Consider the following 16,413-nt stretch of genomic DNA (forward strand, 5'->3'; position numbering starts at 1 on the left):
GCTGCTGCTGAGGCTGTTTGAGAGAGTAAAGCTGCTGATTTAGAAGCTAGGTTTTTGGTAGCTAAAGCTATGTTTGATTTATAGTATTTTTCTTCATCTGTTAGATCATTTATAAAATCTTGTAAATCTTCTATATCTAAGTAATCAATTCCTTCTTCTTTATTTTTATATCTTTGTTTTAAATTTGAAAGTTTATCTTTTAAGGAGTTAAGCTCTTTTTTATAAGAGTCATACTCTTTTTTTACACTTTTTAACTGTTTGGTTGCTTCCTCTAAATCCTTAGCCGCACTTCCTATCTGTGCGTATTCGTTTTGTGCAGTAAGAGAAAGGGTTGCTTCAATGTTTTTCTTTTTAATATCTTCTAATAGATTATTAGTTGATGAGAGTATGTTTATATCTCCATGTTTTGAAGAGAGATTAATATTTTCTTTAGCATTTAGGTTTGAACCTATAATGTTTGTATCCTTAAAAGAGTTTATTTTTATATTTTGATTTGAGATTAAATTTGATGAGTTTGTTTTAGATAGGTTTGTTTGTTTATCATACTCATCATAACTTGCTTTGGCTAAATTAGTTTTTGCTTTGGTTTCTTGATTTTTTATATCATTGATTGAGTTTTTAAAAGACTCAAATGGACTTATCATAGAAACTTCTATTTTTTTATCATAAACAGCATTTGTTATGCTATCTTTAGAAGCTAGTATATTAACACTTCCTTTTTTTGAAGTTAAGCTTATATCTTTATTTGCAATTAGGTTTGATCCATTTATATTGATATCGTTGTTTGAGTTAATTAATATATCTTTATTGGCTTTTAGATTAGAAGCTTTTTGAGTAACTTTAGAGTTTAGATCTTTATGGATGTTTTGTGTGTAGATGGGATTATCTATAACTCCTAGACTTGATATTGACAAAGCTAAATTAAACGGATTAAATGAACTTTTTTTACTAATAGATCTTTTGCTTATTATCTCTTCACTTGAGTTTATAAATACACTATCTTTTGCATTTAAAAAGATGCTTTGATCTGCATTTATAGTAGCTGATGAGAGCAAGATATTAAAGTTTGAATTAAGTAAGATATCACTACTTTTTAAACTGCTTGATTTTAATAAAGTATTTGCGCTCTCATCTAAACTCATACTCTTACTAGCTCCACCAAATTTGGATTTACTTTTATAACTTTTGCTAAAATTTGAGTATTTAGAAGATAGTATATTTATATCGTTATTTGAGTTTAAATTTATAGCATTATTAGCTTTTATGCTAGATCCTGCAATAGTTATGTTTTTTCCTGAGTTTATTAATACATTTTTTCCATCTATATTTGAGCTTTTTACGTTTTGCTCTAAAGATTTTATAAGTTCTGTTTTTTTAGACATAAATCCTTTTGAGGTTGATTTAGTTTCGCTGTAATCACTCTCTAAGGATGAGAGGACATTTATGTTATTACCTGAGTTTAGGATTGTATCTTTATTTGAGTTTAAATTTGAGCTTATTAAGGTTATATCTTTATTTGCCTTTAATAAAATATTTTCTTTTGCATTTAAATTTGATCCTATGTTATACTCATACTCTCTTTTATAATATCCCCCACTCATAGAAAAATCATATGAGCCTTTATCTTTTACAGTTTCACTTAAGATGTTGTTATTTGCAAGCAGGGCTATATTTTTATTTGAGTTTATGTTTGAACCTCTTAGATAGATACTATCTTTTGCATTTAATACTGTATCGCCTTTGGTTGAAGTAATAGTTGAAATATCTGCTATATTTGTAAAGCTTTCTTTCCCATAAGAGTGAGTTAGGGTGTTTGTATTTGATAGGGTTTGATTAAATATATTATTTGCTTGTAGATAGATACTTCCTGCCTCAATTAAAGAAGAGAGATTTAAAATATCATTATTTGCATTTAGAATTAATTCATTACTTGCCTTTATATCTGCAAATTTGTTTGTAATGTTATTTGCATTTATCTTTATGTAATTATTACTTATAATGCTTGAGTAGTTATTTAAATCTCCATCTATATTAAGAGAAATTCCATCACCTGCATATATTAAAGATGAAGCATCTACCGGCTTACTGTCTTTAAATAATATGCTTTTTAAGGCACTATTTCTAAAATCATAAATATAAGTTAGTTTATTATGCATATAATCACTATTTGGAATATTTTCATCATAAATATAACCGTTATTTAAATAGTAGTATTTTTGATTAGTAGGATTTATAAAATTATCTTTAAAAGCAGGGATATTTGGCTTAAAAGAGGTGTTTGGGATTATTATAGCTTTGTTATCTTTCATAAATTTGGGTGTTTTATTTATTATTGTATCTGCGATATTTGGTTTATCATTATTAAGCTTAGCTAAAGAGCCTGTTATTTTACCATTTGCTGCAAATATAGATGGATATCCTGCCTCTTGGTAATTTTTAGATATGGTTCCTAAAGATCCACCTTTTGTAACCCATTTTGATTTTAATTTAAATCTTTTATACCATTTTATTTTCTTTTTCCATTCGTAAGTAGCTTTTGATAAAATATTATTAGTTAAATCAAGACCTTGATTAATTAAATTTGTATCTTTTAAATTTATATCTTTGTTTGCAAATACTATGCTTTTATCATTTAATAAATTATTTGTTAAAAAATTAATATTTTTATTTGAAATAATACTAGATGGTCTAAATTTAACCAAATCATCTTCATTTATAGTTTGCTTATTAATTGCATAATCTATTTTTCTTGTTTTTTCTTTATTTTTTATATGGCTCGTTGTAATAATGGCTTGATTATTTATAAAATCAAATTTTATATCATTGTAGATGTTTTTACCATTTGATTTTGTATTTTTATGCAAGCTTAAGATATATAGTTTTTCATTTTTATTAATAATTTCTTTTTTAAGTTCGTTTTCTACATACTTGCTACTGGGCTCTTTATAATTATTATTTATTTTATAGCTTTCTATAATATCTTGTTTTAATTTATCTATATCAACTCCAAATGGTATTATTTTTTGATTATTATCTCTTAAATTTATACTTCCTTTTTTTGTTTTTGGATTTTTATTTATTTTAAGTTCATCAAGTGATTTATTGTTAAGCTCTTTAGCATTTATGTTCATATCACTTTCTGAATACATCAAAGATGAGAGATTATCTATTTTAGAGCTTTTATAATTTTTATAGTTATCATCATTTAAAATTAAAATATTGCCATCTGAAATTTTATCTTTTGTATAAAAGATATTTAGGTTTTTATCCGATATTATATTTGAGCTATCTTTATTTATAAGAGTATTTGTATTTAAAATCATATCATCTTTACTATAAAGGGTTGATTTATCTATATTTAAAATATCTTTTGAATTAATTATCAAAGCTTTGTTTGAATAGATATTTGCTTTATTGTTCATTAAATAATTAGAGTTTATAAAAAGATTTTTATTTGATGCTATTTCACCGAAGTTATTTAAATTTAAATATGAGTTTAAGCTCATATCGTTTAATGAGTGAATAGTGCCTTTATTTGTTATATTGTTTGCATTTATTATAAGGTTATTGTTTGATATAAGCTTTGTATTATTTATAAAATCATCTGTTGTTTTTATAAAGATATCTTTGTTTGCATAAAAGCCGCCGTTATAGTTTATAATATCGTTTGTGATTAAAGATAAATTCTTTCTTGCTTGAAGATTTCCGTGATTACTGTATTTATCGGTATTTATAAATAGATTTTTATTTGAGATGATAAATCCATCTTTATTATTAAGAAGTGATGAGTTTAAATTAAGATTTGAATAAGCACCTATATAGCCTAAGGTATTATTTAAAGAATCTTTAATCTTTATATCTAACGATCCATTTGAAATAATATTTCCGTTTGAGTTATCTAAAGTAGTTGAATCTATTTTAAGATTGTTTGATAAAATTCCTTTGTTTTTATTTTTTTTAGTGTCTTTGTTTGTGATGTTATTTGCTTTTATGTTAGCTTTGCCTGATGCATAAATTAGAGCATTTTTATTATCTAATGAGTTTAATTTTATATCTAAACTATTGCCTGATGCAATATCTGCTTTATTTATAAGATCTCCATTTAAGTTTATAGATATATCATTATTTGCAACTATTTTTGCATTATTATTTACTCCAATACCTTTATTTGTAGCAATGAGTTTTATTCTATTTGCATACATTCCACCTAAATTTGAAGTATCAATTGATATTTTAGTATCATCACTACTACTTGATAATATATTTAAATCTTTATCTAGTTTATTTTTTCCAGTTATTATGTTTAGATTATTGGCATAAACATTAGCACTTATCTTAGCAGTTTTAGAAATGATATTTAAATAATTACTTTCATCTTTTAAACCTCTATTGCTTATAGATATCTCACCTTGTTTTACATCTATATTATTTAAAGCTCCATCTTTAAATTTAAGCTCTGCTGATGTTAGTGTAGTTGATTTAGAGTTTATAAAATGAACTCCATCTATATCTATACCGCTAGGATTTGCTATCATAAGATCAGCTTTATCACCTGCTATTTCTATATTTCCTTTTAAGCTACTTTTTTTATTTGAGTTTATCTTATTTACAATAAGCTTTGCAGTTTTTTCACTAAGTCTTTTATTTGCATGTATATAGCCTCCTGTTATAGTATCTGCCTCATTTTTTGAATTATTAAGTATTGTTCCATCGTCTGTTGTATTAAATTTAGAGTATTCATTTATAGATACTCCTTTATTGTTTGGTTTAACGATATCTATCAAAATTGCATTATTTGGAGTTTTTAAAATGGTGGGCTGGTTATATTTAGGGGCATTAGTATCAGCTAAAATCTCAGCTAAAGATAGATTTGGAAAAAGAAGTGTTAAGGATAAAATTATGTTGAGATGGTTTTTGAAATTCATTGTTTGTCCTTAAAAATTGTATGTAGTATTAAAATTTAAAACAGTTTTATCTGTTTTAAAAAATTCTGGCTTATTAAGTGGAAAACCTAAAAAAAGATCATATTGCACTTTTCTTTTAAAATGTCCTTTTAAGCCAACCCCAGAGCCAACTAAAGTATTATCAGTCATATAATTTGAACTTTTTCCGCCTACCTTGCCAAAGTCAAAAGCCGCGTATAGTTTATGGGAATTTAAATAACTATACTCCAAAGTATTTCTTATATAATACCCTCTATCGCCAACCAAACTCATTTCCCCATCAAATCCTCTAACTGTATAATATCCACCTATATTTAGTCTTTCTTGCATAGTTAAAGGTGTATTGTTCCACATACCGTGAAATTTAAAATCATAAGTTAAAGGCATATTTAAAGATGATTTATTAAAATTAAAGTCAATTGTTACTGTCTCAAATCTATTTGTTCCATCATTATAGTCTTCTTCTGGTGCTCTTAAAGCCCCTCTTGCACCTGTGCCTTTTTTATAAGTTGCCCCAAAAACCACATGGCCATTTTCTATAAAAATTTGAGAGCTTAGACCTATTTCGTATCCAGCAGTTTTTTTTCTTTGATTATCTAGTTCATAGTCTTCTATATAATTTTTATTTTCTTTTTCCCAAAGTCTAAAAAATAGACTGTTTTTTGAAATTTGATCTCTGTGATAAAGATAATTTATTGTTAAATTTCTTCTTTTACTTTTTCCACTATATTTATAAACTCCAAAAGCTCCAGGAATTGCTTGATCATAATTGTATCTATACTCGTTAAAATCTAAAGAAAATCTTTTGTATGGGATTGTTATACCGTAATAAATATTGTCTGTTTTTCCTCTTTTTGTATCATTTTCTACACTTTGTTTGTCTGCTTTAAATATATTTTTAGAGTAAGAGGAATATAAGATTTCGTTAAATCCCATTAGATTAAGCACATTTAAATTTAAGCTACCTTGATACTTTCCAGTTGCTTTGCTTCCTAAATTATCAAATGATAAAGATAAATTAAGTGGCAACTTCTCTTCTTTTGTTATATTTATATCACTATAATTTTCTTTATTTGATGGAAGTAGTTCAAAGTTTACATTACCATTAGAAGAGTTTTGTAAAATTTCTAAGGCTTGTTCAATATCTCTTAAATTTAATATATCGCCTTTTTTGTTTATGCCAAATGAAGTAAAAATTGAAGCTCTATTTTTAGTGGAATTTTTATCATTTATATTAATAGTGTCTATTTTTCCTGGTATTATTTCAAATTTTAGAGTTTTACTTTTTAAATTTTGCGATGGTAAATTTATAGCAGTTGTAATAAAACCAGCTTTTAAAATTTCATTATAAAAAGAATTATAAATAATATTCATACTCTTTTTTCCTATACAATTTCCATTTTTAAATTTTACATTTTTTAAAGATTTTTTTAGATATTTTTCAAATTTATTATTATCTTTACCGATTAATAAAATTTCATTAATAATAAAGCAGGGTTTTTCGTTTGAGATAATGGCTGAAATTTGATTTTTTTTAGGAGTTAAAATAATATTTGAGTTTTCTTTTTGACTTTCTATAAACTTTAGTCTATCTTCTTCTTGCTTGGCTTGGGTTTGAGAAATTTGGTTTAAGGTATTTGCAAAAATTTGAATTATAATAAACATAAGTATAAAAAATACTCTCATGAAAACCTCACAAAAATGAAACACATTTCGTTATTTTAACATATAATTCTTATAAAAATCTGTGATAAAGATAATTCTTCTTTTACAAGAGATTCTTCATTATCTAAATAAGTTTTTATATCATCTATGCCGCTTGTCTAAGAGCGTTAAACTCAGTAACTTTTTATCTTGTATCAGCCAAAGTTACCTCGCCATATTTACCAATGGCAATTTTTTTGTTTGTCAGAGTTTCTATAAAGATAGTAAAATTTCTTTGATCCTGTTGGATAAACTCTAATGTAGAGATTGTTGCTTAATCTTTCAAAATACACTTTATCCTTGGGCTTTAGCTTTTTTATGTAGATATCTGGTCTATCTTTCATGCTAAGCGCCTCCTTTGTTTGGATGTCTAGTTAAAAAGTTGCCGATTTATTATTTTATAGAAAATTATATTTTTAGTAGCTAAATTTCATAAATTAAGCTAAATAGAGCTTGATATTTTCTTAAAAAGATTAAAAAAGTGAAAGTGAATTGATATAAATATTTAAAAATAAAAATGGTGGGTTCACCAGGACTCGAACCTGGGACCATCCGGTTATGAGCCGGATGCTCTAACCAACTGAGCTATGAACCCATTTAGTTTAAAGATGGTATTCTACAAAAACTAAGCTTTAAGTTTGCTAAATTTCAAATTTAAACAGCCACTCTCTAGCCATTTGACTACTCATCTTTCTTATCTTCTATAAGGCTTTCTAGCTCCAAATTTGCTATGCGCCCTATTTTGTTGCCTGATATGATCTTTAGGTTGGTATAGATATCAATTGCTCCAAATTTAGCCTGCTCGATACTCTTTTCTCGCTTTGACCAAAGTGCGGTTATGGCGCTCTTTTCTTTCTTTAAACTACTTTCCATCTGCTCAAATGCATCAAGCACGCCTTGCATTTGATGTAAAAAGCTGTTGCTTATGAGATAGTTGTAGAGCTGCTGGACTTTCTCATCTTTGTTTTCGTTGGCATTTGCAACCCTATTTATAGCTACCAAAGACTCTCTAAGGGCAAAACTAAGGCTTTTAAACTCATCATATCCACATATCCAAACTCCATCTACAATCCCAACTCTATCTATCCCATTTGGCATAGCTTTGGTAACGATGACACCGATATCTCCGCCATCTCTTCGCAAATCCTCTTTAAGTTTTGTCACCCAGTCACTTCCAAAATGTTTAGTTCTTTTGCTCTCATAAAAGATCTTCCCGCAAGAGTTTAGTCTCTTTTTATCAAAAACTTCATGTATTACATCAGCTCCTGCAGCTCCTTTTGCAACCTCTCTTATCTCATCATCTTTAAATTTATCTCTTAAAAACTCCTCAATTGCGACCTCCATCGCCTCTCCTCTAAGTCTAAAAGAGCTAAGATCAGACTTTTCTTTTAACTCATCAATCTGTTTTTTCAACGCCTCATTTTCAAGCTCTTTTTGCTTAAGCGCTATCTCGTTTTTGTCCATTATCTCTTTGGCAACCTGCTCTCTTTGGCTACTTAGAAGCTCTTCATATCTCTTTTTACTCTCATTTAAGGCACTATTTTTAATCTCTATGGCTCTTAGCTCCTCTTCGTTTTTATACTGCTCAAACTCGCTTTTTTGCTTTAAAAGCACACTTAGCCTTTCAACTAGCTCATCAATCTGATCTTTTTGCCTCTTTAACTGCTCTTTTAACTCAAGTTGCTCTATCTTGGCTCTATTTTGAAACTCCTCTTGTAGCGCTCTTTTTTGTTCTTCATCTCTCTTTTGAAACTCAAGTGCAATTTTTTCTCTTGCCTCAAGCTCCCTTTTTTCAAACTCTTTTCTTAATAGCTCTCTTCTCTTTTCAAAGTCAAACTCAAGCTCTTTGCCTTTTAGCTCAAGCTGTTTTTCTAGCTCTTGATTTAGATCTATGATATTTCCACATTTAAGACATTTTATCTGGTTCATCTTTTGTCCTTTTTTCAAATATAGTATAAAAATTATCAAAATACAATGCTTTTAAGCAAAACAATATAATAAATTTAGTATCCTTTTCAATCAATAAATTTAAAGGTTTGGAGTGAATAATTTTTTTAGAGTACTATTTTTTATCATAATTGTTACTTTAGTAGCCTATTATACCTATCCAAGCGGATTAAATCATGCACAAAAAATGGCTTATGTCTCAAGTTATGGCACTACACTTTTGCTTACAACTGGCGGTGTAGCCATCGGTATCGTTCTTGGTTTTTTGCTTGCATTTATTAGGTTTTTAAACATTAAAGTCATAAATTTTTTAATAGATGAGTATATCGATATCATAAGAGGCACACCTGTGTTTATACAGCTTATGATATTTGCATTTGTCATACTTGCGACTCTTTCAAACAGTATCTATGCAGCAATCATTGCTCTTGGGCTAAATAGCTCGGCTTATGTTGCTGAGATAGTAAGATCTGGCATAAATAGCGTAGATAAAGGACAGATGGAGGCGGCTCGTGCTATGGGACTTAGCTATGGTGCGGCGATGTTTAGCATAGTGCTTCCACAAGCCATCAAAAACATACTTCCAGCCCTTGCAAATGAGTTTATCTCACTCTTTAAAGAGACCTCTGTTGTTGGAGTGATTAGTGTTTTTGACCTAACTATGTTTTCGCAAAGTCTTCAATCAATACTCTACACGCCAGAGCCGATACTTTTTGCAGCAGTTATCTACTATGTGAGTGTAAAATTCTTCTCACTCCTTGCAAAACTTTTAGAGAGGTGGTTAAACAAAGATGCATAACAACATAATTCAGATAGAAAATCTTTGCAAAAGCTTTGGCAATCTCCTTGTCCTAAACAATATCTCCGCCTCCATCAAAAAAGGCGAGGTTGTAGCTATCATTGGACCAAGTGGTGGCGGCAAAAGCACCTTTTTAAGATGTATAAATAGACTAGAAGAACCTACAAGCGGAAAGATACTTGTAAGTGGTGAGGATATCTTGCAAAAAAATGTTAATATTAACAAAATTCGCCAAAAGGTTAGTATGGTTTTTCAACATTTTAACCTCTTTGCCAACAAAGATATCTTGACAAATTTAACTCTAGCGCCGATTAAACTTAAAATTTGTTCCAAAGAAGAGGCGATTGATAGAGCTTATGACCTTCTTACGCAAGTTGGACTAAAGGACAAAGCAAGCTCCTATCCACATCAACTAAGTGGCGGACAAAAACAGCGTATCGCAATAGCTAGAAGCCTTGCAATGGATCCAGATGTTATACTTTTTGATGAGCCAACATCTGCACTTGACCCTGAAATGGTGGGCGAAGTGTTATCTATTATGAAAGATGTAGCCAAAAAAGGCATCACAATGCTAGTTGTAACACACGAAATGGGCTTTGCCAAAAATGTTGCTGATAGAATCTTTTTTATAGACAAAGGCAAGATTGCAAGCGATGAAAGTCCTGAGATAGTCTTTAGCAATCCTACAAATGAGCGGCTCAAAGAGTTTTTAAATAAAATCTTGTATCATTGATTTATAAATTTATGATACTATTTTAAAATAACTTTAATAAAAGGATAAGAAGATGAAACTAAACAAAGTTTTTTTACTCTTGGCATGTAGTTTGCTTTGGCTAAATGCTGCTACCATAAAAATAGGCACCAACGCTAACTTTCCTCCATTTGAGTATATTGATGACTCTTTGAAGATTGTAGGTTTTGACATTGATCTTATTGATGAGTTTGCAAAAAGAGCAAATTTGGACTATGAGATAATAAATATGGGCTTTGACGCACTTATACCAGCACTTAAAACTGGCAAAATAGACGCAGCAATTAGCGGAATGAGCGCAACAGAAGATAGAAAGAGAGCTGTTGATTTTAGCGATCCTTACTACGAAACACAGACTCTTTACATAAAAAAAGCTAACAATGACAAAATCAACTCAAAAGATGATGTGAAGGGCAAAAAAATAGGCGTGCAACTTGGTGTAGTTCAAGAAATTGCTGCTAGAGAGCTTAGCAAAAATGTAGCACCAACAAAAGATCCAATCGCCTCTATAATGGCACTCAAAAGCTCAAAAGTAGATGTTGTAATGATTGACTCTTCAGTTGGATATGGTTATCTGAAGAACAATAGCGACTTAGTTGGCTTTTATGAAGAGAGCGATGGAAGCGATGGCTTTGCTATAGCCTTTGATAAGGGCAAAAAACAAGAGCTTATAGAGAAATTTAACTCTATTTTAAAAGAGATGAAAGAAGATGGAACTTATGATCTTCTTTTGAAAAAATATAATCTCAAATAATGAATTTTTTTGATGCGATTATACTTGGTATAGTCGAGGGGCTTACAGAATTTTTACCTGTAAGCTCCACAGGACACATCATACTTGCCGCCAACCTTATGGGGCTAGATCAAGAAAGCCCACTACTAAAATCTTTTCAAGTAGTTATTCAACTTGGCTCTATCTTAGCCGTTTTAGTGCTTTTCTTTGAAAGACTTAGACAAAACTTTTCACTTTGGATAAAGCTTGCTATTGGTTTTTTACCAACGGCAATTATTGGCTTTTTGCTCTACAAAACTATAAAAAGTATCTTTGATCCAAGTGTGACTGCCTATATGCTTATATTTTATGGCTTTATTTTTATAATAGTAGAGCTTTTTATTGGCAAAAAAGATGACTATGCAAAAACAAAAGATATTGACTCTATTAGTTATAAACAAGCCTTTATCATAGGGCTATCGCAATGTCTTGCTATGGTCCCTGGCACATCAAGAAGTGGCATTACCATAATAACAGCACTACTTTGTGGTCTTGATAGAAGGGTTGCTGCTATATTTAGCTTTTTGCTAGCACTCCCTACTATGTTTGCAGCTGCTATTTATGATAGTTATAAAAACATCTCACTCTTTAAAGAAAATATAGAAAACATCTATCTATTTTTAACTGGTAGCGCAGTTGCATTTGTAGTTGCCTTTTTTACTGTGAAGCTCTTTATAAGTTTTATCTCCAAATTTAACTACATTCCATTTGGAATTTATCGCATAATCTTAGGAACTCTATTTATATTTTTTATACTTTAACAGTGATATTTACCTTGAGAAAAGCGAATATCACCACGTTTTTCTATGATGTATTTAATGGCTGCTATTAGATAGTCAATATCATCTTTGCTGTGAGTATAGCTAAGACTGATCCTTAAGATACTTGGCTTGTCTTTTAATGCAGTCTTATCATCAAAAGAGAGTAGATCGTGTAGATAGGGACCTGCGCAAATGCACCCCGCTCTAGTCTGTATGCCAAATTTTTGGCTTAAGATACCTGAAAAAACCAGCGCATCAACCCCTTTTAAATTTAGAGCAAAGATAGGCATACGATCTTTTATATCGCCGCCATAAAGTTCAAGCAAGTTAAATTTCAAAAGGCTCTCTTGCAGATACCCCTTTAGCTCGTCTAAGCTTCTTTTTATAAAATCAAAGCCGATATCGTTTCTTAACTTAAAGGCAAGATAGGACTTTATAAGTTGCAAAATGCCAGGAGTTCCGCCCTCTTCTAGCTCTTCAACATTTGGTGTAAATATCTCACTTTGTCTATCAACATAAAGCACAGTTCCACCAGCTGCAAATGTTGGCTCATCGCCTTTGCAAAGTGACTTTTTGATTGCCAAAAGTCCCACTCCGCCAACGCCGCCAATGAGTTTGTGCGAAGAGATAAAAAGCGCATCAAAATAGATAGAGCTTACATTAAAATATGGAAGATATGAGGCGCCATCAAGTGCCACTATACCGCCATACTGCTTGATGAGATAGTAGAGTTTTTTATAATCAGTAATTACTCCTGTGATGTTTGAGACTAGACTAAACGAGGCAATGATTTTTCTTCCTCTATTTTGCTCAAGCAGACTCTTAAGATATTCAAAATCCACTCTGCCGTTTTTATCAAGTCTTACTCTTGCAACTTCACAAAGCCCATGTCTATAACTAATCTCATTGGAGTGATGTTCATATGGCGAGATGACAACTAGTGGAAGATTTTTTAAAGTTTGCTTATCAATATTTAGAAACTCTTTGGTAGCGGGCGGAATGTAGATGCCCATAAGTTCTTGAAACTTTTTGATAGCCGCAGTTGAGCCAGTCCCAGTAGCTATAAGATAAAAACTCTCATCAAGTCCCAAAAGACTCTTTAAAAGCTCTCTTGATCTATCATAATCACTGCTTGTTATAATGGCATTGTCACTTGTCTTGGAGTGAGTGTTTGCATATGTCAAAAGCACATTTCTAAGCTCATCTTCTATCGGCGCATAGCCAAGCCCAGAGGCAGCAAAATCAAAATAATAAAGTCCCTTTTTTAAGATGATATTCTCTTTTACTTTACCTATATCTAGCACTTTTTATCCATTTTTTCTAAATTTTTGATATTATAACTAAGTAGGCTAAATAAGCTAAAAGGAGATAAAATCCATAGTCTAAAGAGTAGTTTTAACAAATTTCCAACAACCTCCATAGATGAACTGCTTAGATTCCACTTTGTTTTTGATGAGATAGATGTAAGAGAGAGTAAAAACGACCTTTTTGACCTTATAAAAGAGGAAATCCTCTATAAATTTGATAAGTTTTTTGTAGATTTTGACAAAGATACCATAAAAGCACTCACTAAATTTGCAAAAAGCGATAGAAAGAAGTTTGGTATCTACAAAGTTTTGCCACGAAACAGATCGCAAGAGATTTTATCAAACCTTTTAAAAAGCGGTTTTTTGCAGATTGAAAAGAGCAAAGAGGAAAAGCCAAAGCCCAAAAGAAAAAATGAAAAACTAAAAAGAGAGTTAAGGCGATATATTGTCCATGATAAGGTCCATTTTAGAAGCAACTTTGCGCGCTTTTGGTTTAGGTTCGTCGAGCCAAATTTGGAGCTTTTAAAGGCTGGTAAATTTGAGCTTGTGCTTGATATGATAAGAGATGACTTTGATAACTATGCAAGCCTTGCTTTTGAACTTTTAAGTGCAGAGCTTTTAAAAAAAAGTCTGTCGATAAAAGGCGAGATCTCTAGCTTTTGGACAAATCACGAAGAGATAGATCTTTTTTGGCAAGATAGTAGCGGCAATATCGGTGTTGCAGAGGCAAAATACAAAGATAGAAAAGTTTGCAAAAACATACTCACACTACTTGAGAAAAAGTGCCACAAAATAGGACTAACGCCGCAAACTTACGCACTTTTTTCAAGATCTGGTTTTAGCAAAGAGCTGCTTAAACAAAGAGAAGATGTGCTACTTTTTGATATAGAGGATTTTAGACTACTGCTTAACTAGCCAAAATCCCCCTAAATGCAAGTTAGAACCAGATGGCAACATCCTCTAAAGTTCTTCTGCTCTTTTGCCCGCCTCTACTTTCGCCAACTCCAAGAGCTACGACCACACAAGGAATAAATTGGCTTGGAAGAGCTATAAATTTAGCCAACGCCTCTCTATCAAAACCGCCTATGATGCAGCTATCAACGTCTTTTGAGTAGGCGATATTGACCAAATTTGCCAAAGCTATATAACACTGAAGTGAGGCATAGTTAAAAAGCTCATCTTTGCTCATAAGATCGGTCTTTGAAGCGATAAATTCAAAATATCTCTTAGCCTTTTCTTCTCCTTTGTTTTTGCTGTAAATAACCTCTTTTAGATATTTGTCTTTGCTCTGCAGATCAACTCTAGCAAAGATTACAACCGCATGCGAGCAATTTGCTACGTGAGATTGATCAAAGCAAATTTGACCAAGCTTTTTTAGGTCATCTTTTTTTGAAACAACGACAAACTCCCACGGTTCAAGCCCTACTGAGCTAGGCGAGAGGCGAGTTGAGTCCAAGATCTCACTAACTATCTCATTTTTTAACTTTTCATCTTTGAATTTTCTGCATGAAAATCTCTTTTGCATAATCTCTTCTATCTTCATATTATCTCCTTTAAATTTAAAAATCTTACTTCGTCCATTTTAACAAATTACTATTTTTGATTGATAAATGAGTATAAATTGAAATTTAACATATATGGTGGTTAGCTCTATTTTTGAATAATTAAAGATAGGTTAAAAATATCTACAAGCCTACTAAAGGTATTTTTGCCGCTTATATGGCGACCCCTGAAGGATTTGAACCTCCGTTTCTGCACTGAGAATGCAGTGTCCTGGGCCACTAGACGAAAGGGTCACAATCTAAATATCCGTGATTATAGCTATTTAAATTTAACTTTTAGTTAAAACAAAGGGCTAAATTTAAAAGTAGATTTAAAAACAATTATCTTAAATTTAAAGCAAAAAAGCTATCTTAAATTTCAGCTTATCGATAATTTTAAATTTATCATAACTATCTTTTGCAAGACAATTTATCCTTAAAAAGAGCTCCTAAAAACTCTATCCAAAAGTTAAAACTCTATCCAAAAGTTAAAACTCTAAATTTGCTCTCTATTTTTAAAAAACTAGCACTCTATATATAAAGTTGCTAAAAACAGTTGACATTTATAAAAAACTTTAGTATAATACGCTCAAGTTAAATGAGCAAAAGCATTTAACTATATAAAAGTTAAGGAGTTTATTATGAAAATTGTAAATTATAGAAGACCACTATTTGGATGGAGCGATTTACCAAGTGACTTTAGGAATTTTTTTGATATTGCAGAGGCAAATAACAATATTGGCTCAAATTTCTCACCATCTATCAACACGAAAGAGGATGATAAGGGCGTCTATATCGACATTGATTTACCAGGCGTAAAAAAAGAAGATATCTCGATAGAAGTTCATGACAACAGACTTACCGTAAAGGGCGAGAGAAAGTATAAAAAGGAGATAAAAGAGGACGGCTATCAAAAATCAGAGAGCTTTTTTGGCAAATTTGAAAGAAGCTTTAGCTTATCAAATGAGATCGATGAGGATAATATCGTCGCTAAAAACAACGACGGAGTTTTGGAGCTATTTTTGCCAAAATGTGCAGCAAAAGAGGCAAAAAAGATAGAGATCAAATAACAAATTGACCTCTGTTTGACCTACCTTAGGGTAGGTCTTTAGTTTGAAAATGTTTTTAAATAGTGTTTGTAAAAGCGCCTATAGTAGGGGTTGGAGTTGCGGTTTCGCATACCATAGTTGTAGCACTCTATAGTCTTTTCAAGCTCTTTGTTTTTGGCGTTGTAGCACTCTCTTAAAACTTTTGCAGCCTTTTGTAGGTTGTATTGCGGGTTGAAAATCTGCTTTAATTCATCTTTTGTAAAATTATATGAGTTTATCTGACCAAGTCCAACATCTATGCTAAATCCACTTTTTAAAAGCTCTTTTGCTATCGCTTTGGCGTACTCTTCAGTTTGCGGACTTATATTAACAAACCATTTTTTTCTATTTAATGAATGGCTTCCAACGCTTACTCTAGCCTTGCTTGAGTCAAGTTTTTTAAAGTAAAGTGCATTTTGCCTGTCCGTTAGAAAAGAGATGGCAAATGGATCAAAATCGCTTTCGATTTTTACGATAGTGTATAAAATCCTTGCAGAAATTTGTTGCTTTTTTGAAACGCTATTGATAGTTTTTAGTATCTGTTCGTTGCTATAGCCATAAGATAGTTGAAAAATAAAAAAGATAAAACAACAGATAACTCTAAATTTCACCACAACTCCAACCAAAATTATGTGATATTTTATCATATTTTGTCAAATTTGAACTATTTAAATTTAATTATTTTTATTTTATTTAAGCTAATTTTTAGCAGACTATATGTATAATTCTTCTTTCTGTTGGACAAGGTCGCTTAGCTCAGTTGGTAGAGCGCCACCCTTACAAGGTGGATGTCAAAAGTT

General features: G+C 30.9%; 14 protein-coding genes and 2 tRNA genes. 6 read left to right on the top strand and 10 right to left on the bottom strand.

Annotated features, from left to right (window positions below):
* The 5 genes from Q0X52_RS07280 to Q0X52_RS07300 all read right to left on the bottom strand — a co-directional run.
* On the bottom strand, positions 1-4,925 hold a 4,925-nt coding region (locus Q0X52_RS07280), incomplete at its 3' end, for a filamentous hemagglutinin N-terminal domain-containing protein (protein WP_297576506.1).
* A 9-nt stretch (positions 4,926-4,934) separates the two neighbouring features.
* A complete protein-coding gene (locus tag Q0X52_RS07285; protein ID WP_297576508.1) occupies positions 4,935-6,629 on the bottom strand; it encodes a ShlB/FhaC/HecB family hemolysin secretion/activation protein in 1,695 nt (564 codons plus the stop codon).
* 197 nt (positions 6,630-6,826) lie between these two features.
* A complete protein-coding gene (locus tag Q0X52_RS07290; protein ID WP_297576510.1) occupies positions 6,827-6,991 on the bottom strand; it encodes an Arm DNA-binding domain-containing protein in 165 nt (54 codons plus the stop codon).
* A 174-nt stretch (positions 6,992-7,165) separates the two neighbouring features.
* Positions 7,166-7,242, bottom strand: a tRNA-Ile gene (locus Q0X52_RS07295).
* Between the two features lie 86 nt (positions 7,243-7,328).
* Positions 7,329-8,576, bottom strand: a complete 1,248-nt coding sequence (locus Q0X52_RS07300; RefSeq protein ID WP_297576512.1) for a DUF2130 domain-containing protein — start codon at positions 8,574-8,576, stop codon at positions 7,329-7,331.
* A 112-nt stretch (positions 8,577-8,688) separates the two neighbouring features.
* Here Q0X52_RS07300 and Q0X52_RS07305 point away from each other — a divergent pair, with 112 nt between their 5' ends.
* From Q0X52_RS07305 to uppP, 4 genes are read left to right on the top strand one after another with little or no spacing between them, the layout of a single operon-like run.
* Complete coding sequence (locus Q0X52_RS07305; protein WP_297576520.1) at positions 8,689-9,393, top strand: amino acid ABC transporter permease; 705 nt, start codon at positions 8,689-8,691, stop codon at positions 9,391-9,393.
* A gap of 4 nt (positions 9,394-9,397) precedes the next feature.
* Positions 9,398-10,126, top strand: coding sequence for an amino acid ABC transporter ATP-binding protein (locus Q0X52_RS07310; protein ID WP_297576537.1), 729 nt, complete (start codon positions 9,398-9,400; stop codon positions 10,124-10,126).
* A 52-nt stretch (positions 10,127-10,178) separates the two neighbouring features.
* On the top strand, positions 10,179-10,898 hold the full coding sequence (locus Q0X52_RS07315) for a basic amino acid ABC transporter substrate-binding protein (RefSeq protein WP_297576522.1): 720 nt from the start codon (positions 10,179-10,181) through the stop codon (positions 10,896-10,898).
* On the top strand, positions 10,898-11,677 hold the full coding sequence (gene uppP / locus Q0X52_RS07320; RefSeq protein ID WP_297576525.1) for an undecaprenyl-diphosphatase UppP: 780 nt from the start codon (positions 10,898-10,900) through the stop codon (positions 11,675-11,677). The genes Q0X52_RS07315 and uppP overlap by 1 nt, the downstream gene beginning before the upstream one ends.
* Here the strand turns inward: uppP and Q0X52_RS07325 are convergent.
* Entirely contained in the window at positions 11,674-12,981 is a 1,308-nt protein-coding gene (locus tag Q0X52_RS07325; RefSeq protein ID WP_297576527.1) for an aminotransferase class V-fold PLP-dependent enzyme, read from the bottom strand. The two genes, uppP and Q0X52_RS07325, sit on opposite strands and share 4 nt — an antisense overlap.
* Positions 12,982-13,059: 78 nt before the next feature.
* Positions 13,060-13,314, bottom strand: a complete 255-nt coding sequence (locus Q0X52_RS07330; RefSeq protein ID WP_297576528.1) for a hypothetical protein — start codon at positions 13,312-13,314, stop codon at positions 13,060-13,062.
* Positions 13,315-13,347: 33 nt separating this feature from the next.
* On the opposite strand from Q0X52_RS07330, the gene Q0X52_RS07335 reads away from it, so the two are divergent.
* Complete coding sequence (locus Q0X52_RS07335; RefSeq protein ID WP_297576530.1) at positions 13,348-13,899, top strand: DUF234 domain-containing protein; 552 nt, start codon at positions 13,348-13,350, stop codon at positions 13,897-13,899.
* Between the two features lie 22 nt (positions 13,900-13,921).
* Here the strand turns inward: Q0X52_RS07335 and Q0X52_RS07340 are convergent, their stop codons facing one another.
* Both Q0X52_RS07340 and Q0X52_RS07345 read right to left on the bottom strand, forming a co-directional pair.
* The gene (locus Q0X52_RS07340; protein WP_297576531.1) at positions 13,922-14,527 is read right to left on the bottom strand and encodes a nitroreductase family protein; all 606 of its coding nucleotides are present in this window, start codon (positions 14,525-14,527) and stop codon (positions 13,922-13,924) included.
* Positions 14,528-14,704: 177 nt separating this feature from the next.
* Positions 14,705-14,780 (bottom strand) — tRNA-Glu (locus Q0X52_RS07345).
* A gap of 386 nt (positions 14,781-15,166) precedes the next feature.
* Between Q0X52_RS07345 and Q0X52_RS07350 the strand changes: the two genes are divergently transcribed.
* Positions 15,167-15,595, top strand: a complete 429-nt coding sequence (locus Q0X52_RS07350; protein WP_297576533.1) for an Hsp20/alpha crystallin family protein — start codon at positions 15,167-15,169, stop codon at positions 15,593-15,595.
* 38 nt (positions 15,596-15,633) lie between these two features.
* Here Q0X52_RS07350 and Q0X52_RS07355 read toward each other — a convergent pair whose 3' ends face one another.
* Positions 15,634-16,224 (bottom strand): transglycosylase SLT domain-containing protein, encoded by a 591-nt coding sequence (locus Q0X52_RS07355; RefSeq protein ID WP_297576535.1) that lies wholly within the window; start codon positions 16,222-16,224, stop codon positions 15,634-15,636.
* Positions 16,225-16,413 lie beyond the last annotated feature (189 nt).

The organism is uncultured Campylobacter sp. (assembly GCF_947255105.1).
GTDB lineage: Bacteria > Campylobacterota > Campylobacteria > Campylobacterales > Campylobacteraceae > Campylobacter_B.